Here is a 25,576-nt window from a genome sequence, read left to right as displayed (position 1 = left end):
CTACGGGAGGACCGCCATGCCGTCCAGTTCGAGCTGGGCCTCGGTGTCCCAGAGGCGGACCACGCCGACCACGGCCATCGCCGGGTAGTCGCGGCCCGCGAGGCGGTGCCAGACGCGGCCCAGCTCGGCGGCGTGGGCGCGGTAGGCCTCCACGTCCACCGCGTACACCGTCACCCGGGCCAGGTCGGAGGGGGTGCCGCCGGCGGCCGCGAGGGCGGCCAGCAGGTTGGCCAGGGCGCGTTCGAACTGCTCGGGGAGGGTGTCGCCGACCACCTTCCCGGAGCCGTCCAGTGCGGTCTGGCCGGCCAGGAAGACGATCCGCGAGCCGGTGGCGGCCACCGCGTGGGAGAACCCGGTGGCCGGGGAGAGCTCCGGCGGGTTGATGCGCTCGGGGTTCATCGCGCCCCCGCTTCCCGGTAGAGCTCCCTGGCGATGACGGTGCGCTGCACCTCGCTGGCACCCTCGTAGATCCTGGGGGCGCGCACCTCCCGGTAGAGGTGCTCCAGCAGGTGGCCGCGGCGCAGGGCGGCCGCGCCGTGCAGCTGGACGGCGTGGTCCACCACGTACTGGGCCGTCTCCGTCGCGAGGAGCTTGGCCATGGCGGCCCGCCGGGGGACGTCCGGCGCGCCTCCGTCGTAGGCGCCGGCCGCCGCGTACACCAGCAGCCGGGCGGCTTCGGTGCGGGTGGCCATCTCCGCCACCCGGTGCGCGACCGCCTGGAGGTCGGCGAGGACCCCGCCGAAGGCGGTGCGGCCGGCCGTGTGGGCGAGGGTCGCGTCGAGCGCGGCCCTCGCCATGCCGACCGCGAAGGCGCCCACGCTGGGCCGGAAGAGGTTCAGCGTGTCCATCGCGACGCGGAACCCCTGCCCGGGCACGCCCAGTACGTCCTCGGGGCCGACGGGCACGCCGTCGAAGGCGAGCGAGCCGATCGGGTGCGGGGAGAGCATCTCCAGGGCCTCGCCCGTCAGCCCCGGCCGGCCGGCCGGGACCAGGAAGGCGGTGATGCCCTTCGCCCCCGGGGCCTCGCCCGTACGGGCGAAGACGGTGTAGAAGTCCGCCTCGGGGGCGTTGGAGATCCAGCACTTTCCGCCCTCCAGCCGCCAGCCGGGGCCGTCCGGGTGCGCGGCCAGGGCGAGGGCGGCGGCGTCGGAGCCGGCGCCCGGCTCGCTGAGCGCGAACGCCGCCACGTGCCTCCCCGCCCGGACCCCGGGCAGCCACCGCTCCCGCTGGGCCGCGCTGCCCGACTTGAGCACGGGATGGGCTCCGAGCCCCTGGAGGGCCAGGGCCGTCTCCGCCTCGGTGCACCCGTAGGCGAGGGACTCCCGCAGCAGGCACAGCTCCAGCGCCCCCGAGCCGAAGACCTTCTCCAGCAGGCCCAGTTCCCCCAGCTCGGCGAGCAGGGGACGGTTCACCCGTCCGGGCTCGCCCTTCTCGGCGAGCGGCCTCAGCCGCTCGCGCGACAGGGCGCGCAACCGGCCGCACCATTCCTCTTGTTCCGCCCCGAGCGCGAATCCGGCCATCCGAATGCCCCCAAGTCCTGTCGACACTCTTATCGCGTCCTGTTGACTGCCGTCACCATCACGATACGCTCGGAAGGCATTCGCACGGCCGGCTCCACCCCAAAAATCCGGACGTTGCAAGGGGGCGAACCCGCCTTGGAGCTCAAGCCATCCGCTCACGCCGACACCTTTGCCCGCGACCACCTGCCACCCGCCCACGCCTGGCCGGAGCTCCTCTTCGAGCTGCCCGAACTGGCCTACCCCGACCGGCTGAACTGCGGCGCCGAGCTGCTCGACGCCACCGTCGAGCGGTTCGGACCGGACCGGCCCGCCTTCCGCGACGGCGCCGGCGGGGTGTGGTCGTACGGGGAACTGCGCGAGCGCGTCGACGCCCTCGCCCACGTCCTCACCCTCGACCTGGGCGTCGTCCCCGGCAACCGGGTGCTGCTGCGCGGGCCCACCGGCCCCTGGCTCGCGGCCTGCTGGCTCGCCGTGATGAAGGCGGGCGCGGTGGCCGTCACCGTACTGGCCCAGCAGCGCGCCCAGGAGCTGGCCACCGTCTGTTCCATGGCCCGGGTGCGGCACGCCCTGTGCCATGTCAGCGCCCTCGACGACCTGGCCAAGGCCGCGGTACCCGGACTGCGGATCACCCCCTACGGCGGCCGGGACGAGGACGACCTGCTGCGGCTGGCCGAGGCCCGCACCGCCCCCTACCGGGCCGTCGAGACCTCCGCCGACGACGTGGCCCTGATCGCCTTCACCTCCGGGACCACGGGCCGCCCGAAAGGGTGCATGCACTTCCACCGCGACCTCCTCGCCGTCGCCGACACCTTCTCCCGCACCGTCCTGCGCCCGCGCCCCGACGACGTGTTCGCCGGCAGTCCGCCACTCGGGTTCACCTTCGGCCTCGGCGGACTGGTCGTCTTCCCGCTGCGCGCCGGCGCCAGCGCGCTGCTGCTGGAACAGGCCACGCCCCGGGTGCTGCTGCCCGCCCTCGCCGAACACCGGGTCACGGTGCTGTTCACCGCGCCCACCGCCTACCGGTCGATGCTGGACACCCTGGGCCCCTACGACACGGGCGCCTACGACCTGTCGGCACTGCGCCGCTGCGTCTCGGCCGGCGAGAACCTGCCCGCCGCGACCTGGCACGCCTGGCACGAGCGCACCGGACTGCGGATCATCAACGGCATCGGGGCCACCGAGCTGCTGCACATCTTCATCTCCGCCGCCGACGGCGACATCCGCCCCGGCACCACCGGCCGGGTGGTGCCCGGCTGGGAGGCGCGGGTGGTGGACCCCTCAGGACGGCCCGTAGCCGACAACGAGCCGGGCCTGCTGGCGGTACGCGGACCGGTGGGCTGCCGCTACCTGGCCGACCCCCGGCAGGGCGAGTACGTCCGCGACGGCTGGAACCTGACCGGGGACACCTACGTCCGCGACCCCGACGGCTACTTCCGCTACGTCGCCCGCGCCGACGACATGATCATCTCCTCGGGCTACAACATCGCCGGACCCGAGGTGGAGGAGGCCCTGCTGCGCCACCCCGACGTGGTGGAGGCGGCGGTGGTCGGACGCACCGACGAACGGCGCGGGCAGGTCGTGGTGGCCTACACCGTCCTGCGGGACGGGGTGGTGCTCACCGAGGAGGACCTGCGGACCTTCATGAAGGGGGAGCTGGCCCCGCACAAGTGCCCGCGCTCCTTCGTCTTCCTGCCCTCCCTGCCCCGCACCGCCACCGGCAAGCTTCAGCGCTTCCGGCTCCGCGATCTAAAGTGAAGCCGTGGTCGAGCAGCACACCCCGCGATCTCTGATCGTCACGTTCTACGGAGCCTACGGGCGGTCCTTCGACGGGCCCGTCCCGGTGTCGGCACTGGTCCGCCTGCTGGGCGCGGCCGGGGTCGACGCGCCCTCCGTCCGCTCCTCGGTGTCCCGGCTGAAGCGGCGCGGCTTCCTGGAGCCCGCGAAGTCCGCGGACGGCTCGGCCGCCTACGCGCTCTCGGAGGAGGCCCGGCTGCTGCTGGAGGACGGCGACCGGCGGATCTACGGCGCCGACGCCGTGTCGCGGGAGTGGCTGGTCGCGGTCTTCTCCGTGCCCGAGCAGGAGCGGCACAAGCGGCACCTGCTGCGCTCGCGGCTGGCCCGGCTCGGCTTCGGCTCGGTGGCCCCGGGGGTCTGGATCGCCCCGGCCCAGGTGGCCCGGGAGACCCGGAACACCCTGGAGCGGCTGCACCTGACGCCCTACGTCGAGCTCTTCCAGGGGGCCCACGCCGGTTTCGCCCCCACCGCCGAGGCGGTGGCCCGCTGGTGGGACCTGGCGGCGCTGGCCAAGCAGCACGAGGAGTTCCTCGACCTGCACGAGCCGGCCCTGCGCGCCCTCCACTCGGGTCCCGAGCCCGGCCCGGAGGCCGCCTACCGGACCTACCTGCCGGCCCTGGACAGCTGGCGCCGGCTCCCGTACGCCGATCCGGGCCTGCCGCGCGAACTGCTCCCGGCGGACTGGCCGGGCGACCGGTCCGCGGCGGTCTTCGCCGAGCTCCACTCCCGGCTGCGCGACACGGGCGCCCGCTTCGTCCAGCCGTAGCGGCCGCACGCCCCGGCGGGCCCCGGCGGCGGGGTACGGCGTCACCGGCGCGGTGTACCTGCTCATGGTGGTTCCTCCTCGTCCCACGGCCCCGCCCGCCACGGCCGGCGGGGCCCCTTTCCCGTTCGTCCTCCCAAGATCCCAGCGCCCCGCCCCCCGCCCCTCCCCCACGCGGGGGGATCTCCTCCCCCGCCCGGGGGAGCGCCCGCCGCCCCGGACGCGCCCCGGGAAAACCCGGTGCGGCCGCCGCCCACGCCCGGTCACGATGGGGCATGACATGGACCTTCAGCACTGACCTGGCGGCCTATCTGGACGCCGCGCGCCCCGCCGTGGCCGCGCATCCCGTCGTCAACACCACCCTGCTGACCGTCATCGACGCGCTGCAGCGGCGCGGCCCGAGGGCATTCGGCCCCACCGACCCCGTCTTCGGCTGGTGGACGGCGGCCGACGGCTCCGTGGCCGGGGCCCTGCTGTGCACCCCGCCCTTCCCGCTGCTGCTCGGGGCGGTGCCCGCCGAGGCGGTCCGCGAACTGGGCGGCGCCCTCGGCACCGAACCGCTGCGCACCCGCGTCACCGGCTTCAACGCCCGCCGCGCCGACGCCACCGAGCTGGCGGCGGCCTGGGGGACGCCGACCCGCGTCGCCGAGGAGCTCCGCCTCTACCGGCTGGGCACCCTGGCCGCTCCCGACCCCGCCCCCGAGGGCCGGGCCCGGCGCGCCACCGAGGCGGACCTGCCGCTGCTGCTGGAGTGGGTCGAGGCCTTCGACCGGGAGTGCGGGATCCCCGCCACCCCCTCCGAGGCCGCCCTGCGCGACCGGCTCTCCTACGGCGGGTTCCTGCTCTGGGAACACGACGGCCGGCCGGTGTCGCTCGCCGGCTTCTCCCGCCCGATCGGCTCCGCCTCCCGCATCGGCCCCGTCTACACGCCGCCCGCCGACCGGGGCCGCGGTTACGCCGCCGGGGTGACGCACGCGGCGAGCGGGGCGGCGTACGCGGCCGGCGCGGAGCAGGTGCTGCTCTTCACCGACCTGGCCAACCCCACCAGCAACGGGATCTACCAGCGCCTCGGCTACGCCCCGGTAGAGGACCGCGTCGTACTGGAGGCGGTCTGACCCCGGGCCGTGGGCACCGGGCGGGCCGCGGGCATCGGGCACCAGGCACCAGGCACCGGGCGGGCCGCCGCGAGGCGCCGGCCTACCCCTTCCCGGTCGGCGGCTTCCGGCTGCCCGCCCGGTACGGGTCGGGCCAGGGCGCGCCGGGGCCCTCGTACCCCTGTTCGGCGGCCGCGTGCAGCGTCCAGTGCGGGTCGTACAGGTGCGGGCGGCCCAGCGCGCAGAGGTCGGCGCGGCCCGCCAGCAGGACGGAGTTGACGTCGTCCCAGGAGGAGATGGCGCCGACGGCGATGACGGGGATCCCCAGTGCGTTGCGGATCCGGTCGGCGTAGGGGGTCTGGTAGGAGCGCCCGTATTCGGGGGTCTCGTCGGACACCACCTGGCCGGTGGACACGTCGACGGCGTCGGCACCGTGGGCGGCGAAGGCGGCCGCGATCCGCTCGGCGTCCTCGGGCGTGGTGCCGCCGGGAGCCCAGTCGGTGGCCGAGAGGCGGACCGTCATGGGGCGGTCCTGGGGCCAGACCTCGCGGACCGCGTCGAAGACCTCCAGGGGGAAGCGCAGCCGGTTCTCCAGGGGGCCGCCGTAGGCGTCTTCGCGGTGGTTGGTGAGCGGTGACAGGAACCCGGACAGCAGGTAGCCGTGGGCGCAGTGCAGTTCGAGCAGGTCGAAGCCGCAGTCGGCGGCCCGTACGGCGGCGGCCGCGAAGTCGGAGCGGATCGCGGCGAGGTCGGCGGCCTCCAGGGCGCGCGGGACGGCGGAGACCCCGGCCTTGTAGGGCAGCGCGGAGGCGGCGACCAGGGGCCAGTTGCCGTCCGGGAGCGGTTCGTCGATCCCCTCCCACATCAGGCGGGTGGAGCCCTTGCGGCCGGAGTGGCCGAGCTGGACGCCGAGGGCCGTACCGGGTGCGGAGGTGTGGACGAAGTCGGCGACGCGTTTCCAGGCGGCCGCCTGCTCCGCCGTCCACAGGCCGGCGCAGCCGGGGGTGATGCGGCCTTCGGCGCTGACGCACACCATCTCCGTCATGACCAGCCCGGCTCCGCCGAGGGCGCGTCCGCCCAGGTGGACGAGGTGGAAGTCGCCGGGGACGCCCTCCCGGGCCGAGTACACGTCCATCGGCGAGACCACGACGCGGTTGCGCAGGGTGAGGCCCCGCAGGGTGAACGGGGTGAACATGGGCGGGGTTCCCGTCCCGTCGGCGTCCTCGGGGCAGCCGAAGTCGCGTTCCACCGCGCGGGTGAACCGTTCGTCGCGCAGCCGCAGGTTGCCGTGGGTGACGCGGCGGCTGCGGGTGAGCAGGTTGAAGGCGAACTGCCGGGCGGGCTGGTCCACGTACCCGGCGAGGTCCTCGAACCAGCGCCGGCTGGCGGCGGCGGCGCGCTGGGTGCTGGCCACCGCCGGGCGCCGTTCCTCCTCGTAGGCGGTGAGGGCGGTGGGGACGTCCGGGTGCCGGTCGAGGGCTTCGGCGAGGGCGAGGGCGTCCTCGACGGCGAGTTTGGTGCCGGAGCCGATGGAGAAGTGCGCGGTGTGCGCGGCGTCGCCGAGCAGCACCACGTTGCCGTGCGACCAGTGCTCGTTGACGACGGTGCGGAAGCGGGTCCACGCCGAGCGGTTGCCGTGGAGCGGCCGGCCGTGCAGGGCCTCGGCGAAGGTCTTGGCGCAGCGGGACGCCGATTCGGTCTCGTCGCACAGGTCGAGGCCCGCCGCCCGCCACACCTCCTCGCGCATCTCCACGATCACCGTGGAGGAGTCGGCCGCGTACGGGTAGCCGTGCAGCTGCATGACTCCGTGCTCGGTCTCGGCGATCTCGAAGCGGAAGGCGTCGAAGGCGAAGTCGGCGGCGAGCCAGACGTACCGGCACCGCCCGGGTGTCTCGGTGGGCCGGAACCGGTCGGCGCCGCGCGCGCGGGTCGCGCTGTGCACCCCGTCGGCGGCGACCACCAGGTCGTACGCGTCGGCCAGGGCGAAGGCGTCGGGGGCCTCGGTGCGGAAGCGGAGGCGGACGCCGAGGCCGGCGCAGCGTTCGTGCAGGATCTCCAGCAGCCGGCGGCGGCCGAGGGCGGCGAAGCCGTGACCGCCGGAGGTGAGCAGCCGGCCGCGGTGGACGACGTCCACGTCGTCCCAGCGCACGAACTCGGCGGCGAGGGCGGCGTGGACGACGGTGTCGGCCCGTTCGATGCCGCCGAGGGTCTCGTCGGAGAGCACCACTCCGAAGCCGAAGGTGTCGTCGGGGGCGTTGCGTTCCCAGAGGTCCACGGTGTGTCCCCGGCGGGCGAGCAGTGCGGCGGCGTAGAGGCCGCCGGGGCCGCCGCCGACGACGGCCGTCCTCATGGCGCTCGCGGACATGCGGCTACCTGCCCTTCCACTCCGGGGGCCGCTTGGCGGTGAAGGCCGCGTGGAACTCGGCGTAGTCCTGGCCGTTCATCAGCAGGGCCTGGGTGTTGGCGTCCAGTTCCACGGAGGCGGCCAGGGGCATGTCCAGCTCGGCGGTGAGCAGGGCCTTGGTCTGGGCGTGGGCGAGGGCGGGGCCGGCGGCGAGGCGGGCGGCCAGTTCGGCGGCCCGGGCGTCGGCCTTGCCCTCGTCGACGAGTTCGCTGAGCAGGCCGATCCGCTCGGCCTCCGCGGCGCGTACGGGCTCTCCGAGCATCAGCAGCCGGGTGGCGTGGCCGAGGCCGACGACCCGGGGCAGGAGGTAGGCGGCGCCCATGTCCCCGCCGGAGAGGCCGACCCGGGTGAAGAGGAAGGCGAAGCGGGCGGAGGGGTCGGCGATCCGGAAGTCGGCGGCGAGGGCGAGGACGGCTCCGGCTCCGGCGGCCACCCCGTGCACGGCGGCGATCACCGGGAAGGGGCATTCGCGGATCGCGCGGACCACCTGGCCGGTCATCCGGTTGAAGTCGAGGAGCTGGGCGGTGTCCATGGCGAGGGTGGCGCCGATGATCTCGTCCACGTCCCCGCCGGAGCAGAAGCCGCGGCCCTCGCCGGCGAGGACGAGGGCGCGCACGGATCGGGTGCGGGAGAGTTCGGCGAGCAGATCGCGCAGGTCGGCGTAGGCGCCGAAGGTGAGCGCGTTCAGCTTCTCGGGGCGGTCGAGGGTGACGGTGGCCACGCCGTCCTGCCGGGTCACCCGCAGGTGGCGCCACCGTCCGGTCTCTGGGGTGGAACCGGTGAAGGGGCTCACACCGACGAAGCTATCACCGAATCGTGACCGCCGTCAGAGAAACGCGACAAGTTCGCGCCGGGTGACACCCCGGGCGGCGGCGCAGGAGGCGTAGGTCCCGAGCGGCTCCGGCCCTGGTCCCGCGCCGTTGCACCGGGGTGCCCTACGGAGCCTCCACTCCGCTTCGTATCGTTGAATGTAGGACTTCCCCCACGCCCCCTCACGGAAGGACGGACCCGCCGTGCACGACGCCTCCGCCTGGCGGATCGCCCTCCCGCACACGACCGCCGCCGTCCCGATGGCCCGCGCCCTGATCCGCAGCGCTTTCAACGGCCTCGGCCGGTGCGGCGCCGACAGCGACACCGCGGAGCTGCTGACCGCCGAACTGGTGGCCAACGCCGTGGAGCACACGGCCGAGGGGGACCCGATCGAGCTGGTCGTGGAACTGCTGGCGGGCGGCTGCCAGGTCGAGGTGCACGACGGCGATCCGCAGCCGCCCGGCGACCTGACCCCCGGACACACCGGGCCCCATCCCGATCCCTGGCTGGAGCACGGCCGCGGGCTGCTGCTGATCCGGGCCCTCAGCTCCGCCTGCGGCCACCGGCCGACCCCGCGCGGGAAGGCGGTCTGGTTCACCCTCCCGGACGGGTCGGCGGCCACCGCCTGACCGCCGGCGCCCGCCCGGAGCCGGGGACGGCCCCCGGGCCCGCCCCCGAAGGCCCGGCCGCCCGGCCGCGTATGACTATGCGGCGGGCTTCGCGAGGGTCGCGACGAGCACGGCCTTGATGGTGTGCAGCCGGTTCTCGGCCTCGTCGAAGACGACGGAGTGCTGGGACTCGAACACCTCGTCCGTGACCTCCAGCGAGTCCAGCCCGTGCCGCTCGTGGACCTCCCGGGCCACCTTCGTGCCCAGGTCGTGGTAGGCGGGCAGGCAGTGCATGAACTTCACGTCCGGGTTCCCGGTGGCGCGCAGCACGTCCATGGTGACGGCGTACGGGGCGAGGGCCCCGATCCGCTCGTCCCAGACCTCCTTGGGCTCGCCCATGGAGACCCACACGTCCGTGGCCACGAAGTCGGCCTGCGCCACGCCCTCCGCGACCTCCTCCGTCAGGGTGATCCGGGCCCCGCTGACCGCCGCCAGCTCCCGGGCCCGCGCCACGACGTCCGCGGCCGGCCAGTAGGCCTCCGGCGCGACGATGCGCACGTCCATGCCCAGCAGCGCACCGGTCACCAGGTAGGAGTTGCCCATGTTGAAACGGGCGTCGCCCAGGTAGGCGAAGGAGATGCGCTCCAGCGGCTTGGCGCAGTGCTCGGTCATGGTGAGCACGTCGGCGAGCATCTGGGTGGGGTGCCAGTCGTCCGTGAGGCCGTTGAAGACGGGCACGCCGGAGTGCGCGGCCAGGTCCTCGACGGCCTGCTGACTGTCGCCCCGGTACTCGATGCCGTCGAACATCCGGCCGAGCACCCGCGCCGTGTCCCGGACGGACTCCTTGTGCCCCATCTGGGAGCCGGAGGGGTCGAGGTAGACGGTATGGGCACCCTGGTCGGCGGCGGCGACCTCGAAGGCGCAGCGGGTGCGCGTGGAGGTCTTCTCGAAGATCAGCGCGATGTTCTTCCCCTGGAGCCCGCGCTGCTCGGTCCCGGCCCGCTTGGCCGCCTTGAGTTCGGCCGCGAGCTCGACCAGGCCGCGGAACTCGGCGGCGGTGAAGTCGAGCTCCTTGAGGAAACTGCGGCCGAAGAGGTCGGTGGCCATGGGGACGCTCCAGTGTGGCGCTGACAGGGGATGGTGGAAGTCTATACGATCCTCTGCATTGATATACGGAACGTGGATCACGTCACACGGCGTCCCGCTCCACGGGGCAGCTCATGCAGCGCGGCCCGCCCCGTCCGCGCCCCAGCTCGCTGCCGGGGATCTCGATCACCTCGATGCCCTCCTTGCGCAGATGGGTGTTGGTGGTGACGTTCCGCTCGTACGCGACCACCACCCCCGGCTCCACGGCGAGCACGTTGCACCCGTCGTCCCACTGCTCGCGCTCCGCCGAGTGCACGTCCTGCCGGGCGGTGAGCACCCGCACCCTCTCCAGGCCGAGGGCGGAGGCGATGGCCCGGTGCATGTGCTCCGGCGGATGGTCGCTGACCCGAAGCTCGCTCGGGCCGTCGCCCGGCCGGATCGTGTAGGAGCGCAGCATGCCGAGCCCGGCGTACTGGGTGAACGTATCTGCGTCGACCATCGTCATCACCGTGTCCAGGTGCATGAACGCCCGGCTCTTGGGCATGTCCAGGGCCACGATGACCGTCGCCGAACCGGCCGCGAACAGGCCGCGGGCCAGCATCTCCACCGCCTGCGGGGTGGTCCGCTCGCTCATCCCGATCAGCACGGCGCCGTTGCCGATGACCAGGACGTCCCCGCCCTCGATGGTCGACGGGTAGTCCGCCTGGCCCTGCGACCAGTAGTGGAAGGGACCGGAGCCGGTGAAGAGCGGGTGGTGCCGGTAGATCGCCTCGAAGTGCACCGTCTCGCGCCGCCGGGCGGGCCAGCGCATGGCGTTGATCGACACCCCGTCGTAGATCCAGGCCGAGGTGTCGCGGGTGAAGAGGTGGTTGGGCAGCGGCCCCAGCAGGAAGCCGTCCGTGTCCAGGGCGTGGAAGCGCACCGACACCGGCTCGGCGTGCTGCTCCAGGAACTCCCGCTTGGTCATCCCGCCGACCAGTGCCGTCGCGAGATCGGCCGAGGACAGCCCGTCGAAGACCGAGCGCAGGTGGTCGGTGGCGAGCGGCCCGTACTCCTTCTCGTCGAAGACCCGGTCCAGTACGAGGTGCCGCGCCTCGGTGATGTCGAGGACCTCGCGGAGCAGGTCGCCGAAGAGGTGGACGGCGACGCCCCGGTCGCGGAGCACGTCCGCGAAGCCGTCGTGCTCCTGGCGGGCCCGGCGCACCCACAGCACGTCGTCGAAGAGCAGGGCGTCCTTGTTGCTTGGTGTGAGCCGCTTCAGCTCCAGGTCGGGCCGGTGGAGGATGACGCGGCGCAGCCGCCCGGTCTCGGAGTCGACATGGAATCCCATGCCGTACACGTTCCCAGACCGGACGGCTTTTTGACCTCGCGTCGGATATCCCGGCTCAGCGGAGGCCGAGAAGTGCCGTCGGGGTGCCGATCACGTTCGGGGCGGCCAGGCCCAGGTCCGGGACGGCCAGGTTCGGGACGCCCTTGTTCCCCGCGTCCGGCATCGTCAGCGGGGCACGGGCGACCGCGCCGGGCGTGCTGGTGAGCAGGGTGGTCGCCGGGGACTCCAGGAAGCCCTCTCCGTCGGTCTCCGGCTCGCCCAGCAGGTTGGGGACCGTGGAGGCGACCCGGGTGGCCCCGAGGTCGGCGGCGATCGGGACCGCCGGCAGCAGCGGGGACGGCAGCAGGTCGCCCTGGTGGAACCGGGGCGCCTCCGGGGCGCCCACGAGCGGCACCGGCACCCCGGTCGCCAGCTGCGGGGCCGGCACGCCCAGCGTGGTCTCCACCGCCTCCAGCGGGACACCCACCGGGACCGCGTCCGCCACGGCCGGGGAGGCCGCGCCGGCCGCTGCCATACAGGTCATGAGCGCCGCAATGCTTCCGCGCGCGGTCATCTTCATAGGTGACGTTCCGTCCTTCCTGGGTCGCGGACACTCCGCTGCCCTGGATGAACGATCCCGCCGCCGCTTTCCCGGGGCTTCCGGGCGAAAGTTCCCCCATACGACCTAATTCGAGGCCGTACGGGGGCCACCGCTTTACGCCGCCCCTTTACACCGGGCCTCCACACCGCCCCTCCATACCGCCCCTCCACACCGCCCCTCCACGCCGCGCCCCACCGGCCCGGGTCACCCCGGGCCGGCTCACAGCCTCGGGTCGACCGGCTCCGACTCCAGGGCCAGCACGGCGAAGACCGGCTCGTGGACCCGCCACAGCGGTTCCCCCGCCGCCAGCCGGTCCAGCGCCTCCAGCCCGAGCGCGTACTCGCGCAGGGCGAGCGAGCGCTTGTGCCCGAGGAACCTCTGGCGCAGCCGCTCCAGCTGATCCGGACGCGCGTACTCCGGACCGTAGATGATCCGCAGGTACTCGCGCCCGCGGACCTTCAGCCCCGGCTGGACCAGCCGGCCCTTGCCGTCCCGGGCGTACGCCTGGAGCGGCTTGACGACCATGCCCTCGCCGCCGGCGGCGGTGAGCTCCAGCCACCAGTCGGTGCCCGCCCGGACGGAGTCCGCGTCGCCGGTGTCCACGTACACCCGGCGGGTGCGGCGCAGCAGCGGCGCGGGGGCCCGCCCGTCGGCGTCGGCGAGGCGGTCCAGCCAGGCCAGCTGTTCGTCGTGCGGTACGGCCGCCAGGGACCGCCCGGCCGCCGCCAGCAGCTGGAACGGCGCGAACCGTACGCCGTCCAGCCCGTCGGTGGTCCAGCAGTAGCGCCGGTACGCCTCGGTGAAGGCGGCGGCGTCGGCGGCCCGCCCGCGCTGGCGCTCCAGCAGGGCTCCGGTGTCCACGCCCCGGGCCGCGGCCGCCTCCAGGGCGGCGACGGCGTCCGGGAGGACGGCGCGGGAGGCGGCGCCCACGGCCGCGTACTGGTTGCGCAGCAGCCCCGTGGACTTCAGGGACCAGGGCAGCAGCTCACCGTCGAACAGCAGCCACTCGGTGCCGAGTTCCTCCCACAGCCCCGCCCCGTCGGCCGCGGCGCGCAGCCGCGCGAGGAACTCCTCGGTGAGCTCCGGATCCGGGAAGAACGGCCGGCCGGTGCGGGTGTAGACGGAGCCGGTGGCTCCGTCGTCGGCCCCGAACCGCTCGCGGGCCGCGGCGGCGTCCCGGCACAGCAGGACGGTGGCGCGGGATCCCATGTGCTTCTCCTCGCACACGACCCGGCCGATGCCGTCGTCCCGGTACTGGGCGAAGGCCTCGGCGGGGTGCTCCAGCCAGCCCTCCTCCCGGGAGGTGGCCGTCGGCGCCATGGTGGGCGGCAGGTACGGCAGCAGCCGGGGGTCCACCGCGAAGCGGCTCATGACCTCCAGGGCGGCGGCCGCGTTCTCCTCGCGGACGCCGACGTTGCCCAGGTGGCGGGTGTCCACCACGCGGCGGCCGTGGACGTCGGCCAGGTCGAGCGGGCGCCCCTCGTGGCCGCCCGGCACCTCGGCGGCGAGCGGCTTGACCGGTTCGTACCAGACCTTCTCGGCGGGCACGTCGACCAGTTCGCGCTCGGGCCAGCGCAGGGCGGTCATCCGGCCGCCGAAGACGGCGCCGGTGTCGAGGCAGATGGTGTTGTTGATCCAGGTGGTGTCCGGGACGGGGGTGTGGCCGTAGACCACGACCGCCTTGCCCCGGTAGTCCTCGGCCCACGGGTAGCGCACGGGCAGGCCGAACTCGTCGGTCTCGCCGGTGGTCTCGCCGTAGAGGGCGTGCGAGCGGACCCGGCCGGAGGTGCGGCCGTGGTACTTCTCGGGCAGCCCGGCGTGGCAGACGACCAGCTTGCCGCCGTCGAGGACGTAGTGGCTGACCAGGCCGGCGATGAACTCCCTGACCTCCTTCACGAACTCGTCGCTCTCGCGGGAGAGCTGCTCCACGGTCTCGGCGAGGCCGTGGGTCTGCTGGACCTTGGAGCCCTTGAGGTAACGGCCGAGCTTGTTCTCGTGGTTCCCGGGCACGCACAGGGCGTTGCCGGACGTGACCATCCCCATGACCCGGCGCAGCACGCCGGGGCTGTCGGGGCCGCGGTCGACGAGGTCGCCGACGAAGACCGCGGTGCGGCCGGCGGGGTGGACGCCGTCCTCGTAGCCGAGCTTGGCGAGCAGGGTCTCCAGCTCGGAGGAGCATCCGTGGATGTCGCCGATGACGTCGAAGGGGCCGGTGAGGTGGGTGAGGTCGTTGAAGCGCTTCTCCAGCACCACTTCGGCGGAGTCCGCCTCCTCGACGGTGCGCAGGACGTGCACCTTGCGGAAGCCCTCGCGTTCCAGCCCGCGCAGCGAGCGCCGCAGTTCGGAGCGGTGCCGCTGGACGACCCGGCGCGGCAGCCCGGCCCGGTCGGGGCGGGCGGCGTTGCGTTCGGCGCAGACCGCCTCGGGCATGTCGAGGACGATCGCGATGGGCAGGACGTCGTGCTCACGGGCCAGGCGGACCAGCTCGGCGCGGGCCTCCCGCTGCACGCTGGTGGCGTCCACGACGGTGAGGCGTCCGGCGGCCAGCCGCTTGCCGGCGATGTGGTGCAGGACCTCGAAGGCGTCCTTGCTGGCGCTCTGGTCGTTCTCGTCGTCGGCGACCAGGCCCCGGCAGAAGTCCGAGGAGAGGATCTCGGTGGGCTTGAAGTGCTTGCGGGCGAAGGTGGACTTGCCCGATCCGGTGGCGCCGATGAGGACGACGAGGGACAGGTCGGTGACGGGCAGGACGCGGCGGGCCGCGCGCCCGGTGGCCGGGGCGGCCGGGGTGGTGGGGGTGGTCATGCTGCCTCGCCCTCCTTCGGGGTCTCGGTGGCGGCGGTGAAGACGGCCATCTGGGTCGGCGGTCCGACCTCGGGGTCCTCGTCGCCGACGGGTGCGTGGGTGACGGTGTAGCCGTACCGGGCGGCGACGCGGGCGGCCCAGGCACGGAACTCCTCGCGGGTCCACTCGAAGCGGTGGTCGCGGTGGCGGACGTGTCCGGCGGGCAGGGACTCCCAGCGGACGTTGTACTCGACGTTCGGGGTGGTCACGAGGACCGTGCGGGGGCGGGCCGAGGCGAAGACGGCGTATTCGAGCGCGGGCAGCCGGGGCAGGTCCAGGTGCTCGATCACCTCGCTCAGCACGGCCGCGTCGTAGCCGGCCAGCCGCTTGTCGGTGTAGGCGAGCGAGCCCTGGAGCAGCCGGACGCGGGAACTCTGGCGCTCCCCCATCCGCTCCAGCCGCAGCCGCCTGGCGGCGATGGCCAGCGCCCGGACGGAGACGTCGACACCGGTGATCTCGGTGTACGCCGGATCCTTGAGCAGGGCCTGGACCAGGTGTCCCTCGCCGCAGCCGAGGTCGAGCACCCGCTGGGCGCCGGCCTCGCGCAGGGCACCGAGGATCGCCTCGCGCCGGCGCACGGCGAGCGGCACGGCCCGCTCCGGAGCGGGGTCCCGGCCGTCGGCGGCGGAGCCGTCGGCTCCGTCCACCGCGTGGTCGGCTCCGTCCACCGCGTTGTCGAGCTCCTCGGCCTCGCTCCCGTCGGCCTCGGCCAGCCGGGCCAGTTCGAGGCGCTCCATGGCGTCGCGGGTGAGCTCCTTGCGCCGGGCCAGGTAGCGGGCGGTGATGAGCACGTGCTCGGGGTGCCCGGCCAGCCAGCCCTCTCCGGCGCGCAGCAGCTTGTCGACCTCGTCGGGGGCGATCCAGTAGTGCTTGGCGTCGTCGAGCACCGGCAGCAGGACGTACAGCTGGCGCAGGGCGTCCTCCAGCCTGGCCTCGCCCTCCAGGACGAGCCGCACGTAGCGGCTGTCGCCCCATTCGGGGAAGCGCTCGTCGAGTACGACCGGCTCGCTGTCCACCCGGTCCCAGCCCAGCGGGCCGAACAGGCGGGACACCAGGCCGGTGCCGCCCCGGGCGGGCAGCGCCGGGATCTCGATCCGCAGCGGGCGCGGCCGCCCGGGCAGTTCCGGCCGCAGGGCGCACTGGCCCTTGAGGGCGGTGCGGAAGACGGCGCCGAGCGCGACGGCGAGCAGCGAGGAGGCCGCGTACGGGCGGTCGTTGACGTACTGGGCGAGCGCGGCGTCGGGCGCCCCGCCCCGTCCCTTGCCCCGGCCCCGCCGCACGAGCGCGACGGGGTCCACCTCGAGCAGCAGCGCCGCGGTGCACCGCTCGGCCGTGGCCTCGGGGTAGAACACGTGGGCGGTGCCGTGCGAGGTGGAGAAGGCCTGCGTCCTCCCGGGATGCTTGTGCAGCAGGAACCCCAGGTCAGTGGCCGGATTCTCCGTCGTGCCGGTGGTGCTGATCGTCAGGAACATGCGCTCCAGCATGACCTCGGCGAGGTCGTCCGGGCGAACGAATTTCCGCGTCCCCCGGACGGACGGTCGCCGAGCGCGTGGTCACGGGAGTCAGTCGTCGGACGCGTCGGGATCGCGGGTGCAGATGTGGCCCGACGGGCAGGCGGAGCAGCCCTTGACCCCGGCGAGGTCGGCGACGGCGTCGAAGAGTTCGCGGGCCCGCTCGGCGGATCCGATGCCCTCGTGTCCGGCGAACTCCTCCGGGTCGGCCTCGGTCCCCACGGCCATGTGGGACCTGATGAAGGCCAGGGCCGCGAACTCGTCGGGGCTGATGTCGCCGGGGTGGGCGGGGACGCAGACCTTCGGCACCAGCGTGTCCTCCGGGGTGTCCGCGAACACCCAGGGGTCGCCGGGGCGTTCGGGGCGCTGGGCGACGATCCGCAGCAGGGTGGCCTCGGTCTCGGTGTCGACGAGGACGCCCCCGTAGGCGTGCAGTTCGTGCAGGCTGCTGCGGACCTGGTCGCCGGACGGGTCGGCGCCGAGCATCTCGGCGGCGACGGCGACCGGCAGCGGCGCGACCATGTCGCCCTGGCGCAGCAGGATGGTGCCCTCGTCGATGGCGACGTCGAGGTGCACGGCCTGGACGGGGATCCGGCCGGGGTAGTACGCGCGCAGGCGCCCGAGGCGCCGTACGAGGTCGGCGGCGTCGGGGGTCAGGCGCGGGTCGTCGGCCTCCGCGCCGGCGGACTTCGGGTCGACCCTGATCCACTCGTCGTAGCCGGGGGGCTGCAACTGCTGGAGGGTGTAGACCGCCTGGCGGCTGCGCCCCGGCTTGTTGGGCTTCCTGCGTCCCATGGGGGTTCCTCTCGCCCGTAGGGGATGTCTGACCCTGAACAACGAGCGGGTCCGACCGAGGTACGGCGGCCGCGCCGCCCCCGGGGGTGTTTCGGCCACGGCCCGCCGGGGACGGCCCCGGGCGTCACGTCAGCGCTGCTTGGGGATGTTCATCGGGCGCCCGATGTGCCAGTGCGGCTCGGTGCCGCTGTAGGGGCACAGGTACGCGACGCGCTCGTGCTGCCACGGCTGGATCCGGTTCATCTCGCTGGCGGCGTGTTCCGCCGCGGCCCCGTTCGCGAACTGCTTCTTCTCCCCGCACGCCCTGGAGCGGGTGATGCGGCGCCTGGCGGCGGCGCCCGTCCTGCTGGTGCGCTTCATCTCTCCTGCCTATCCCAGCGGGAGCCGACCAGAAAGACTGTTCACTCGATCGAGTGACAGTCAGCCGCAGGTCCTTGCCTTTGCCGCGGCGGGGCGGTCCGGGCCGGTCAGGGCAGGTGCGGGGCGAGGGCGGCGATGCGGTCCGGCCCGATGCGGCAGCAGCCGCCGACGAGGCGGGCACCGGCCGCCCGCCAGGCCCCGACGGGCCAGGGGGCGGGGACGGCGGGGGCGTTCCAGGTCCCGGCGGCCGCGTCCCAGACGGAGCCGTCGTTGGGGTAGGCGACCAGCGGCTTGACGGTGACGGAGGCGGCGGCCTCCAGGGCGGGCAGCACGTCGGCGGGGTCGCAGCAGTTGACGCCCACCGCGATCACCTCGGGGGCGGCGGCCGCCAGGGCGAAGGCCTCGGCGAGGGGCTGCCCGGCCCGGGTCCGGCCGCCCGCGACCGTGTACGTGAGCCAGGCACGGGCCCCCGTCCCGGCCAGGACCCGCAGCAGGGCCTCGGCCTCCCGCACGTCCGGGACGGTCTCCAGGGCCAGGACGTCCGGGCCGGCCGCCAGCAGCGCCGTGGTCCGGGGCCGGTGGAAGGCGGCCAGCTCCGCCACCGTGAGCCCGTACCGGCCGCGGTACTCCGAGCCGTCCGCCAGCAGCGCCCCGTACGGGCCGACCGAGGCGGCCACCCAGACCTCGTGCCCGGCGGCCCGCGCCGCGCGGTCCGCCACCCGCACGCTCCGCTCCAGCAGGCCGGGATCGTGGCCCACCTGGTAGCTCGCGGTGATCAGCACCTCGGCGCCGGCCCGCGCGTACGCCGTGTGGGCGGCTTCCACCTGGCCGGGGCGCTCGGCGAGGACCCGGCCCGTCCACATCCCCCCGGACAGGTCGCAGCCCTGGTCGGCGAGCTGGTTGCTCAGACCGCCGTCCAGGAGCACGGTCCTGCGGGCGAGGGCGTCGGCGAGCGGGCCGGTCGCACGGGGCACGGCGCACGGCCTCCTAGACGAGCTGGGACAGGACGCGGGCGGAGATCAGCTCCAGGTGGTCCAGGTCGCCGAGGTCGAGGAGCTGGAGGTAGACGCGCGAGGAGCCGATGGAGCCGTAGGTGCCGAGCTTCTCGACGACCTCGTCCGGTGAACCGGCCAGACCGTTGGCCTTCAGCTCGTCGACCTCGCGGCCGATGGCCGCGGCCCGCCGGGCGACCTCGGCGTCGTCCTTGCCCACGCACACCACCAGGGCGTTGGAGTAGACGAGCTCGTCCGCCTTGCGCCCGGCCTCGGCGGCCGCCTCGCGGACCCGCGCGAACTGCCGCCGGCTGTCCTCGACCGACGCGAACGGCATGTTGAACTCGTCCGCGTACCGGGCGGCCAGGCGCGGGGTGCGCCGCGCGCCGTGTCCGCCGATGAGGACGGGCACCTTGGCCTGGGCCGGCTTGGGCAGCGCCGGGGAGTTCTCCACCTGGTAGTGGACGCCCCGGTAGTCGAAGGCGGCCCCGGGCGGGGTGGCCCACAAGCCGGTGACGATGGCCAGCTGCTCTTCCAGCCGTGCCATCCGCTCGGCCGGGAAGGGGATCCCGTACGCCTTGTGCTCCTCCTCGAACCAGCCCGCGCCCAGCCCGAGTTCCACCCGGCCGCCGGACATCTGGTCGACCTGCGCCACCTGGATCGCGAGGACGCCGGGCAGCCGGAAGGTGCCGGCCGTCATCAGGGTGCCCAGGCGGATCCGCTTCGTCTCGCGGGCCAGGCCGGCGAGGGTGATCCAGGCGTCGGTGGGGCCGGGCAGGCCGTCGGCGGAGCCCATCCGGAGGTAGTGGTCCGAACGGAAGAACGCGTCGAAGCCGAGGTCCTCGGTGGCCTTGGCGACCGTCAGGAGGGTGTCGTAACTGGCACCCTGCTGCGGTTCGGTGAAGATGCGGAGATCCATGCTCCCCATCCTGCCCTTCCGACCCCTGCCGGGTGAATCTGCGTCAACCGGGAGGTCCACCCCCCGCCCCGCCAGTGACCAGCGCCGATGGGGATCGTTGGCTCGGACGGAGCCGGACCGCCCGGCCCGCGCGCCGGCGGCCTCCCGCCGATGCGTCCACCGCCCCCTTCCGCACCGGAAGGGCCAGGGCCGAGGAGGCCGCCATGTCCCACGAGTCCGTGCCCGAGCATCCAGGACAGACCGGACAGGCAGCACACGACCACGCACGCCAGGAGTCCGCGGCACCCGCCCAGGGCGGCACGCCGAAGGGCCTGCTGCAGCAGATGGAGGAGCTGATGGCGGCGCTGAACGCCGACCTCTCCCAGCTCGACGCCGACCTCCAGCACTCCGCGGACCGCACCGCCCCGACCGCGCCGACGGCCCCGGGCGGCCGCGCCACCGAGGGCGAGTTCCGCTCCGACCGGCACGCCGACCGGACCTTCTGACCGCGCCGGGTCCCGTCGCCCCCGGCGGGACCCCCGGGCCACCCGCCCGTCACTCCCTGCCGCTCCCGCGCCGCTGCTCCGGCTCCGGCTCCGGCTCCGGCTCCGGATCAGCTCACCCCCGACGCCGAACCCCGTTCCCGTACGGCCGCCATCCGGCGGAGCAGGGCCCGCACCCGGTCGCTCGACTCGTCCGCCGCGTCGATCGACTCTATGCACTGCCAGTACAGGCCCTCGTCATCCGTCGCGCAGGCCACCCCGACGAGGGCTATGCCGACCTCGCCGAGCAGCTCCTGGAGCCCGAGCAGTGCCTGCCGTACGTCGGCCACGCCGCTCAGCTGCGCCGCCCTCGGCGGCTGTTCGGGCGGTCTGCCCTCGCCGCGCAGCGCCGCCCGGTCCATGACCCCGCACCCTCTGCCTCCGGATTCCCCCAGTCCCCGTGCCTCCGCTCTCAGCTCCGGCGGCCCGGTGACCGCCAGCCAGCTCCCCATGCCCTGTGCGAGCGCCTGGGCCTGCCAGGCCTCGCCCACGATGTCCCATGCCTCCCCGCTCCGTGCCAGCGCGTGCCGGCCGGCCGCGATGAGCCGTACCGCATCCATATGCCGTCCCCCGTCCGCACGACATCCCGCCGTTCTCCACTACCCAGAGTGAAGGCAACGAGCCAGTAAAGCCAGGGGTATTCGGAAATCTGTGGACACAAACATGGTTGTGGAAGACGCCATCACTCCGAAGAGTGACGATCTGGTGTCGAAGTACCGGTTACCGGGAAGCGGTGCTCGTTCCGCTCGATCTTCGCGGCCAGCGCATCCAGCACATCCACCCCGAGAACCTCACAGAACTGCAGCAGATACGCCATCACGTCGGCGACCTCGTCGGCCACTCTGTGTGCGCTTTCGGGCCTTTCCATGACCGCCGCCGACTGTTCCGGCGTCAGCCACTGGAAGATCTCGACCAGTTCGGAGGCCTCCACGCTCAGGGCCACGGCCAGGTTCTTGGGCGTGTGGTACGGGGCCCAGTCCCGGGCGGCCGCGAAATCGGCCAGCCGTCGCTGGAGTTGGTACAGCCGTTCGCCTTGCGGTCGTGCGGGTCGGCCGGGCCCGTCCTGCGTGGGTGCGGAGTCGTCCGCGGGTGCTGCCTCGCTCATGGGGACAGGTCTACCACTGAGACGCCGGGGATCCCCCGTCCGGTTCCCGCGGCGTCCTCGCCGACCGAGGCCACCAGCCGGATGTGCCCGCGGGAGCCGGACAGCAGGGCCAGGCGCAGCAGTTCGGCGGTCTGCCGCCGGTCCAGACCGCGGTCGAGGCCGTCGGCGAGGACGGTCAGGGCCTGGCGCGCGGAGAGCAGCTCGGCGGCCGGGTCCACGGCCAGCACCCCGGGTCCGGTGAGCAGGACGAGCGCCAGCGCCAGGAAGCGCAGCTCGCCCGCGCCGAGGCGGTCCAGTCCGGTGGCGGGGCGGCCGGGGCCGCGGTCCAGTACGGCGGTCACGAGCCCGGAGCCGTCGGCGGGCGCCCGGACGTCCAGCCCCGCCACCGCCCCCGCGCAGCCGGTGCGCGCGGCCGCGGCGAGCAGGGCGTGGCGGGTGCCGCATTCGTGACGGGTCCGGCGCAGGACATCGGCCAGGTTGCCGCAGTCGGTCCGCAGCCGGCCCTCCCCGGGCGGGACGGGCGCTCGCATCCGTCCGGGGCGGGGGTCGCAGGGGAACACCGAGCGCAGCGCGACCACCACCTGCTCGGCGGCGGCCAGCACCCGGCGCTGCCCTGCGGTGGACCCGGCGACGCGCAGCGGGAGCAGGCCGGTACCGAGCCGGTCGTCGGGCAGCGGGGCGCGGGTCACGCCGACGGTGCCGCCGGTGAACCAGGCGGCCTCCAGGGTGCTGCGGCGCGGGTCGCGCAGGGCGGTGGTGAGCAGGATCCGGCCGTCCTGGGAGAGCCGTTCCCCGGCGATGCGCAGCACCGGCTCGGCCTGGACGGCGAGGTCGAGCCGGACGGGGCCGCACGGGCCGTCGACCGTGCAGCCGATGCGGAAGCCGCGCCGGCCCCGGTCGGGGAGGGCCCCCTCGGGCACCCGGGCCGGCGGGTCGGGGAAGACCTCGCGCAGGGTGGCCCCGGAGGCGAGCCCGGCCAGGGCCTCGTAGGCGGCCAGGGCCTGGGACTTGCCGCTGCCGCTGGGGCCGGTGAACAGGGTGACGGGGCCCAGCGGGAACACGGCCGAGCGGTGCGTCCCGAAGGCGGACAGCCGCAGCTCGGTCACGGCGGGCCGGGCCGGTCCCGCCCCGCCCCGGCCACCGCCGGAGGGGGCGGCCCCGGCGGCGGGCGGCGGCGTACCGGGGCGGCCGGCGGAGGCTTCGGGGCCCGGGCCGGCGGAGGCTTCGGGGCCTGGGCCGGCGGGGCCGACGGGGCCGGTCCCGTCCCCGGCGTGCGCGCGTAACGCGGCGCCGGCCGCGCCGCCCGCGCGCGGCGGTGCGACCGTCGGGGCGGCGGGGCCGACGGGTGCGGCGGGCCGGGTGGCGTCGAGCGGCGCGGCGGGGGTGGCGTCGAGGGTGGCGTCCATGGCCGGACGGTACGGTCCGCCGGGCCGCCCGGGGGCACGCCGAACCGTTCCCTCGCCGCGACCTTCCTACGATCGGGGGACGGCCGCGGCCGCGATCCCCTCGACCTCGGTCCCGACCGGCGCCAGCAGGAAGACGTTGCGGTCGACGCGGTGCATCCCGCTGCCGAGGCCGAAGACCACGCCGCTGCTGAAGTCGAGGATCCGCTTGGCCACTTCGCTGTCCGCCCCGGTGAGGTCCAGCAGTACGGGGATCTGCGCGATCAGGTACTCCGCCACCTCCCGTGCGTCGGCGAAGACCTGAACCCGGATCACCACGAAGCGCCGCTGTTCCGCCGCGGCCGCTCCGGGGGCCTTGGGGATGGTGCGGTGGTCCACCCGGGAGGGCCATTCGTTGCGACTGCGCAGGGGTACCACCTGCGCGAGTCCCTCCCACTGCTCGTCGGTGACGTCGTACCTGCTCACCGGGCCGCCTCGGCCGTGCGCTTCATGTGCATCCCCCCATCCTCTCGTGTTTCACCCGTTCAGCCCAACACCGACACGAAGCACGTAGGGTCGCCGCCATGACCAATGGCGACGAGGTGCGCACGCTACGCGACATCGCGGGTGCCGGTCCCGCCCGGCAGGGCACGCAGGGGGCCGGACGGAGGTCACCGCAGCCGCCGCGGCGCGAGGACGCGATCCGCAACCGGGTGCAGATCCTCGCCGCCGCGGAGCAGTTGTTCGGCGAGCGGGATCCGCGCAGCGTGACGATGGACCACATAGCCAAGGCGGCGGGCGTCGGCCGGGCCACCCTGTACCGCCGCTTCCCCGACCCCTCCTCCGTCGCCGCCGCGCTCCTGGAGGAGCACGAGCGGGTCCTGCGGGAGCGGCTCGCGTTCGGTCCGCCGCCGTTGGGGCCCGGCGCTCCCCCGGCGCAGCGGCTGGCGGCCTTCTACTCGGCCGCCCTGGAGCACCTGGAGCGGCACCTCCCGCTGGCGCTGGGCATCGGGCCGGGCCCGGCCCGGTTCGCGGGCGGTACGTACCGGTACTGGCGCGAGCACGTCCGGGGGCTGCTCGTGGAGGCCGGCGCCGAGGATCCGGACGTCAGCGTGGACGCGCTGCTGAGTCCGCTGGCCCCGGAGGTCTACCAGCTCCAGCGGCACACCCTCGGCTTCCCGCCCGCGCGGATCGCCGAAACCCTCGGCCGGCTGGCACGCGGGGTACTGCCCGACCCACAGATAGGTTAGGTTAGGCATACCTAAGTCAATCTCCGATGAGGGAGAGATCCGCATGCGCCTGCCCGGTGCCCCCGCCGCCCCGTCCCCCGCCCGGCCCACCGAGGCCGAACTGGTCCGCTCCGTCCTCGCCGCCGCCCACTCGATGACGGTGGTCGTCGACGGGGTGCGCCACGAGGTCCGCCGGCTGGACGGCGGCGACGTGCTCGGCCGGCTGCACCTGCACCCCGCCGCGCCCCTGGCCGGACACCCCGCCGCACTGCCGAACGACGGACTGCCCGCCATCCGGCTGGAGTTCACCGACATCGCCCCGACGCCCGTACGCGACCGGGTCCGCGCCCGCGTCACCGTCCTCGGCCGCCTCCTGACCCCCTGGACCGGCGAGGAACCCGCCCCGGGGAGCAGCACCTGCGTGGAGTACGGCCAGGCGGTCCTGGAGACCGCGCGCGGAACCTCGTACATCGGGCTGGACGAACTGGACTCCGCCTGGCCCGATCCGCTGGCCGACTACGAGGCGGGCATGCTCACCCACCTCCTCGACGACCACCCCGAACTGGTCACGCTGCTGCTGCGGCTGGTGCGCCCCGCCCCCTCGGCCGCCGTCGTCCGCGCGCTGCCGCTCGCCCTGGACCGGTACGGGATCACCCTGCGCCTGGAGGAGCGGACCGGCCACCGCGACGTGCGGCTCCCCTTCCCCTCCGTCCTCGACGACGTCGACCAGGCGGGCGCCCAGATCCAGGCCCTGCTCAGCGCCGCCCGGCGGCGTTCGCACCGCAACTCGCTGCCCGCCTAGAGAACCGCTGGAGCCCGCACGCGAAGCGGAATTCCATTCACCGGCTGGTTCGTTGTGCTGTACATGAAGGCAATCACCTACAGCACCTACGGAACCCCCACCGCCCTGGAGCTCGTTGACGTGCCCGAGCCCAAGGTCGGACCCGGAGAGGTCCTCATCCGGGTCAAGGCCGCCGGGGTCAACCCCGTGGACTGGAAACTGGCCGCCGGCTTCCTCGGGCACGTCCTGGAGGTCCGCCACCCCGTCATCCCCGGCTGGGACGTCGCCGGAGTCGTCGAGGCCGTCGGCCCCGACACGGACGACTACGCGGTCGGCGACGAGGTCTACGGCTACGTCCGCAAGGAGTGGGTACAGCTGGGCACTTACGCCGAGCTGGTCTCCGCCCCCGTACGCACCCTCGCGCGCAAGCCCCGCACCCTGACCTTCGAGCAGGCGGCCGGCCTGCCGCTCGCCGGGCTCACCTCCTACCAGGCGGTCACCCGCGCCGGGGTCGCGGCCGGGCGGACCGTGGTCATCCACTCGGCCGCCGGCGGTGTCGGCTCGCTCGGCGTGCAGATCGCGGTCTCGCTCGGGGCGCGGGTCATCGGCACGGCCGGCGCGCGCCACCACGACTACCTGCGCGGACTGGGCGCCGAGCCGGTGCTGTACGGGGACGGCGTCGAGGACCGGATCCGGGAACTGGCCCCGGAAGGCGTGGACGTCGGGCTCGACTTCTACGGCGAGGGCGGCGTCGAGATGCTCCAGTCGGTCGTCCGGCCGGGCGGCCCGGTGGTCTCCGTCGCCGACAACGACGCGGGCGACAAGGGCGCCAAGCACATCTGGGCGCGGGCCTCCAGCGCCGACCTCACCGCCCTCGGGGAGCTCGCCGACGCGGGCCGGCTGACCGTGAACGTCGGGCACGTACTGCCGCTGGAGGAGGCGGCGCGGGCCTGGGAGCTGAGCGCCGCGGGCGGCACCAAGGGCAAGATCGTCCTCACGGTCTGAGCGGGGCCCGGCCCCGGAGGCGGGGCCGGACGCGGGGGGGGGGGGGGGGGGGGGGGGGGGGCGGGGGGGGGGGGGGGGGGGGCCCCCCCCCCCCCCCCCTCTCCCCGGGGGGGCGGGGTGGCGGGTGGAGGAGGGAAGGGGGGGCG

General features: G+C 74.5%; 25 protein-coding genes. 8 read left to right on the top strand and 17 right to left on the bottom strand.

Annotation, left to right across the window (positions count from 1 at the left end; all coding sequences use genetic code 11):
* Entirely contained in the window at nt 1-399 is a 399-nt protein-coding gene (locus AC069X_RS07680; RefSeq protein ID WP_478726159.1) for a RidA family protein, read from the bottom strand.
* Nucleotides 396-1,520 carry an acyl-CoA dehydrogenase family protein gene (locus tag AC069X_RS07675; RefSeq protein ID WP_478726157.1) on the bottom strand — a complete coding sequence of 375 codons (1,125 nt, stop codon included), beginning with the start codon at nt 1,518-1,520 and terminating at the stop codon, nt 396-398. Before AC069X_RS07675 ends, AC069X_RS07680 begins: the two co-directional genes overlap by 4 nt.
* A gap of 135 nt (nt 1,521-1,655) precedes the next feature.
* Here AC069X_RS07675 and AC069X_RS07670 point away from each other — a divergent pair, with 135 nt between their 5' ends.
* The 3 genes from AC069X_RS07670 (at nt 1,656) to AC069X_RS07660 (ending at nt 5,192) form a co-directional block, all read left to right on the top strand.
* The gene (locus AC069X_RS07670; RefSeq protein WP_478726155.1) at nt 1,656-3,275 is read left to right on the top strand and encodes an AMP-binding protein; all 1,620 of its coding nucleotides are present in this window, start codon (nt 1,656-1,658) and stop codon (nt 3,273-3,275) included.
* 4 nt (nt 3,276-3,279) lie between these two features.
* Nucleotides 3,280-4,080 (top strand): PaaX family transcriptional regulator, encoded by an 801-nt coding sequence (locus AC069X_RS07665; protein WP_478726154.1) that lies wholly within the window; start codon nt 3,280-3,282, stop codon nt 4,078-4,080.
* Between the two features lie 272 nt (nt 4,081-4,352).
* A complete protein-coding gene (locus AC069X_RS07660; protein WP_478726152.1) occupies nt 4,353-5,192 on the top strand; it encodes a GNAT family N-acetyltransferase in 840 nt (279 codons plus the stop codon).
* A gap of 82 nt (nt 5,193-5,274) precedes the next feature.
* Here the strand turns inward: AC069X_RS07660 and AC069X_RS07655 are convergent, their stop codons facing one another.
* Complete coding sequence (locus AC069X_RS07655) at nt 5,275-7,536, bottom strand: bifunctional salicylyl-CoA 5-hydroxylase/oxidoreductase (protein ID WP_478726150.1); 2,262 nt, start codon at nt 7,534-7,536, stop codon at nt 5,275-5,277.
* A gap of 4 nt (nt 7,537-7,540) precedes the next feature.
* A complete protein-coding gene (locus AC069X_RS07650) occupies nt 7,541-8,368 on the bottom strand; it encodes an enoyl-CoA hydratase family protein (RefSeq protein ID WP_478726148.1) in 828 nt (275 codons plus the stop codon).
* A 220-nt stretch (nt 8,369-8,588) separates the two neighbouring features.
* Here AC069X_RS07650 and AC069X_RS07645 point away from each other — a divergent pair, with 220 nt between their 5' ends.
* Nucleotides 8,589-9,014 (top strand): ATP-binding protein, encoded by a 426-nt coding sequence (locus AC069X_RS07645; protein ID WP_478726147.1) that lies wholly within the window; start codon nt 8,589-8,591, stop codon nt 9,012-9,014.
* 75 nt (nt 9,015-9,089) lie between these two features.
* On the opposite strand, the gene argF is transcribed toward AC069X_RS07645, so the two are convergent.
* From argF to AC069X_RS07600, 9 genes are all read right to left on the bottom strand, one after another.
* Complete coding sequence (gene argF, locus AC069X_RS07640) at nt 9,090-10,100, bottom strand: ornithine carbamoyltransferase (protein WP_478726145.1); 1,011 nt, start codon at nt 10,098-10,100, stop codon at nt 9,090-9,092.
* 82 nt (nt 10,101-10,182) lie between these two features.
* Complete coding sequence (locus tag AC069X_RS07635; RefSeq protein WP_478726143.1) at nt 10,183-11,409, bottom strand: arginine deiminase; 1,227 nt, start codon at nt 11,407-11,409, stop codon at nt 10,183-10,185.
* A 55-nt stretch (nt 11,410-11,464) separates the two neighbouring features.
* Entirely contained in the window at nt 11,465-11,932 is a 468-nt protein-coding gene (locus AC069X_RS07630) for a hypothetical protein (RefSeq protein ID WP_478726141.1), read from the bottom strand.
* 276 nt (nt 11,933-12,208) lie between these two features.
* Nucleotides 12,209-14,791, bottom strand: a complete 2,583-nt coding sequence (locus tag AC069X_RS07625) for a polynucleotide kinase-phosphatase (RefSeq protein ID WP_478726139.1) — start codon at nt 14,789-14,791, stop codon at nt 12,209-12,211.
* Nucleotides 14,788-16,302: a 3' terminal RNA ribose 2'-O-methyltransferase Hen1 gene (locus AC069X_RS07620; RefSeq protein WP_478726137.1), complete on the bottom strand. Its 1,515-nt coding sequence runs from the start codon at nt 16,300-16,302 to the stop codon at nt 14,788-14,790. The genes AC069X_RS07625 and AC069X_RS07620 overlap by 4 nt, the downstream gene beginning before the upstream one ends.
* A 90-nt stretch (nt 16,303-16,392) precedes the next feature.
* Nucleotides 16,393-17,136, bottom strand: coding sequence for a hypothetical protein (locus AC069X_RS07615; RefSeq protein WP_478726135.1), 744 nt, complete (start codon nt 17,134-17,136; stop codon nt 16,393-16,395).
* A gap of 129 nt (nt 17,137-17,265) precedes the next feature.
* Nucleotides 17,266-17,496 carry a hypothetical protein gene (locus AC069X_RS07610; RefSeq protein WP_478726134.1) on the bottom strand — a complete coding sequence of 77 codons (231 nt, stop codon included), beginning with the start codon at nt 17,494-17,496 and terminating at the stop codon, nt 17,266-17,268.
* 107 nt (nt 17,497-17,603) lie between these two features.
* Nucleotides 17,604-18,470 carry a homocysteine S-methyltransferase gene (gene mmuM / locus AC069X_RS07605; RefSeq protein WP_478726132.1) on the bottom strand — a complete coding sequence of 289 codons (867 nt, stop codon included), beginning with the start codon at nt 18,468-18,470 and terminating at the stop codon, nt 17,604-17,606.
* 13 nt (nt 18,471-18,483) lie between these two features.
* Nucleotides 18,484-19,407 carry an LLM class F420-dependent oxidoreductase gene (locus AC069X_RS07600; protein WP_478726131.1) on the bottom strand — a complete coding sequence of 308 codons (924 nt, stop codon included), beginning with the start codon at nt 19,405-19,407 and terminating at the stop codon, nt 18,484-18,486.
* A 203-nt stretch (nt 19,408-19,610) separates the two neighbouring features.
* Between AC069X_RS07600 and AC069X_RS07595 the strand changes: the two genes are divergently transcribed.
* Complete coding sequence (locus AC069X_RS07595; protein ID WP_478726129.1) at nt 19,611-19,892, top strand: hypothetical protein; 282 nt, start codon at nt 19,611-19,613, stop codon at nt 19,890-19,892.
* Between the two features lie 107 nt (nt 19,893-19,999).
* Here AC069X_RS07595 and AC069X_RS07590 read toward each other — a convergent pair whose 3' ends face one another.
* From AC069X_RS07590 to AC069X_RS07575, 4 genes are all read right to left on the bottom strand, one after another.
* Nucleotides 20,000-20,488 carry a DUF6099 family protein gene (locus AC069X_RS07590; protein ID WP_478726127.1) on the bottom strand — a complete coding sequence of 163 codons (489 nt, stop codon included), beginning with the start codon at nt 20,486-20,488 and terminating at the stop codon, nt 20,000-20,002.
* A 122-nt stretch (nt 20,489-20,610) separates the two neighbouring features.
* Complete coding sequence (locus AC069X_RS07585; protein ID WP_478726366.1) at nt 20,611-20,952, bottom strand: nucleotide pyrophosphohydrolase; 342 nt, start codon at nt 20,950-20,952, stop codon at nt 20,611-20,613.
* Nucleotides 20,953-21,029: 77 nt separating this feature from the next.
* Entirely contained in the window at nt 21,030-22,439 is a 1,410-nt protein-coding gene (locus tag AC069X_RS07580; RefSeq protein ID WP_478726125.1) for an AAA family ATPase, read from the bottom strand.
* A gap of 66 nt (nt 22,440-22,505) precedes the next feature.
* Nucleotides 22,506-22,901, bottom strand: a complete 396-nt coding sequence (locus AC069X_RS07575; protein ID WP_478726123.1) for a cell division protein SepF — start codon at nt 22,899-22,901, stop codon at nt 22,506-22,508.
* 98 nt (nt 22,902-22,999) lie between these two features.
* Here AC069X_RS07575 and AC069X_RS07570 point away from each other — a divergent pair, with 98 nt between their 5' ends.
* From AC069X_RS07570 to AC069X_RS07560, 3 genes are all read left to right on the top strand, one after another.
* Complete coding sequence (locus AC069X_RS07570; protein WP_478726121.1) at nt 23,000-23,665, top strand: TetR/AcrR family transcriptional regulator; 666 nt, start codon at nt 23,000-23,002, stop codon at nt 23,663-23,665.
* A gap of 43 nt (nt 23,666-23,708) precedes the next feature.
* The gene (locus tag AC069X_RS07565; protein ID WP_478726119.1) at nt 23,709-24,446 is read left to right on the top strand and encodes a DUF2470 domain-containing protein; all 738 of its coding nucleotides are present in this window, start codon (nt 23,709-23,711) and stop codon (nt 24,444-24,446) included.
* A 63-nt stretch (nt 24,447-24,509) separates the two neighbouring features.
* Entirely contained in the window at nt 24,510-25,430 is a 921-nt protein-coding gene (locus AC069X_RS07560) for an NADP-dependent oxidoreductase (protein WP_478726117.1), read from the top strand.
* Nucleotides 25,431-25,576: the final 146 nt, after the last annotated feature.

Source organism: Streptomyces sp. NPDC043896 (genome assembly GCF_056435605.1).
This window is presented reverse-complemented; position numbering and strand designations above follow the sequence as displayed.

What these genes read in the sequence shown, in the direction of transcription:
- AC069X_RS07615 (WP_478726135.1), bottom strand. Translation starts at nt 17,136, where the DNA reads ATGGGACGCAGGAAGCCCAACAAGCCGGGGCGCAGCCGCCAGGCGGTC.
- AC069X_RS07590 (WP_478726127.1), bottom strand. Translation starts at nt 20,488, where the DNA reads ATGGATGCGGTACGGCTCATCGCGGCCGGCCGGCACGCGCTGGCACGG.
- AC069X_RS07570 (WP_478726121.1), top strand. Translation starts at nt 23,000, where the DNA reads ATGACCAATGGCGACGAGGTGCGCACGCTACGCGACATCGCGGGTGCC.
- AC069X_RS07565 (WP_478726119.1), top strand. Translation starts at nt 23,709, where the DNA reads ATGCGCCTGCCCGGTGCCCCCGCCGCCCCGTCCCCCGCCCGGCCCACC.
- AC069X_RS07610 (WP_478726134.1), bottom strand. Translation starts at nt 17,496, where the DNA reads ATGAAGCGCACCAGCAGGACGGGCGCCGCCGCCAGGCGCCGCATCACC.
- AC069X_RS07560 (WP_478726117.1), top strand. Translation starts at nt 24,510, where the DNA reads ATGAAGGCAATCACCTACAGCACCTACGGAACCCCCACCGCCCTGGAG.
- AC069X_RS07595 (WP_478726129.1), top strand. Translation starts at nt 19,611, where the DNA reads ATGTCCCACGAGTCCGTGCCCGAGCATCCAGGACAGACCGGACAGGCA.
- AC069X_RS07600 (WP_478726131.1), bottom strand. Translation starts at nt 19,407, where the DNA reads ATGGATCTCCGCATCTTCACCGAACCGCAGCAGGGTGCCAGTTACGAC.
- AC069X_RS07675 (WP_478726157.1), bottom strand. Translation starts at nt 1,520, where the DNA reads ATGGCCGGATTCGCGCTCGGGGCGGAACAAGAGGAATGGTGCGGCCGG.
- AC069X_RS07655 (WP_478726150.1), bottom strand. Translation starts at nt 7,536, where the DNA reads ATGTCCGCGAGCGCCATGAGGACGGCCGTCGTCGGCGGCGGCCCCGGC.
- AC069X_RS07630 (WP_478726141.1), bottom strand. Translation starts at nt 11,932, where the DNA reads ATGACCTGTATGGCAGCGGCCGGCGCGGCCTCCCCGGCCGTGGCGGAC.
- argF (WP_478726145.1), bottom strand. Translation starts at nt 10,100, where the DNA reads ATGGCCACCGACCTCTTCGGCCGCAGTTTCCTCAAGGAGCTCGACTTC.
- AC069X_RS07625 (WP_478726139.1), bottom strand. Translation starts at nt 14,791, where the DNA reads ATGACCACCCCCACCACCCCGGCCGCCCCGGCCACCGGGCGCGCGGCC.
- AC069X_RS07660 (WP_478726152.1), top strand. Translation starts at nt 4,353, where the DNA reads ATGACATGGACCTTCAGCACTGACCTGGCGGCCTATCTGGACGCCGCG.
- AC069X_RS07580 (WP_478726125.1), bottom strand. Translation starts at nt 22,439, where the DNA reads ATGGACGCCACCCTCGACGCCACCCCCGCCGCGCCGCTCGACGCCACC.
- AC069X_RS07635 (WP_478726143.1), bottom strand. Translation starts at nt 11,409, where the DNA reads ATGGGATTCCATGTCGACTCCGAGACCGGGCGGCTGCGCCGCGTCATC.
- AC069X_RS07620 (WP_478726137.1), bottom strand. Translation starts at nt 16,302, where the DNA reads ATGTTCCTGACGATCAGCACCACCGGCACGACGGAGAATCCGGCCACT.
- AC069X_RS07680 (WP_478726159.1), bottom strand. Translation starts at nt 399, where the DNA reads ATGAACCCCGAGCGCATCAACCCGCCGGAGCTCTCCCCGGCCACCGGG.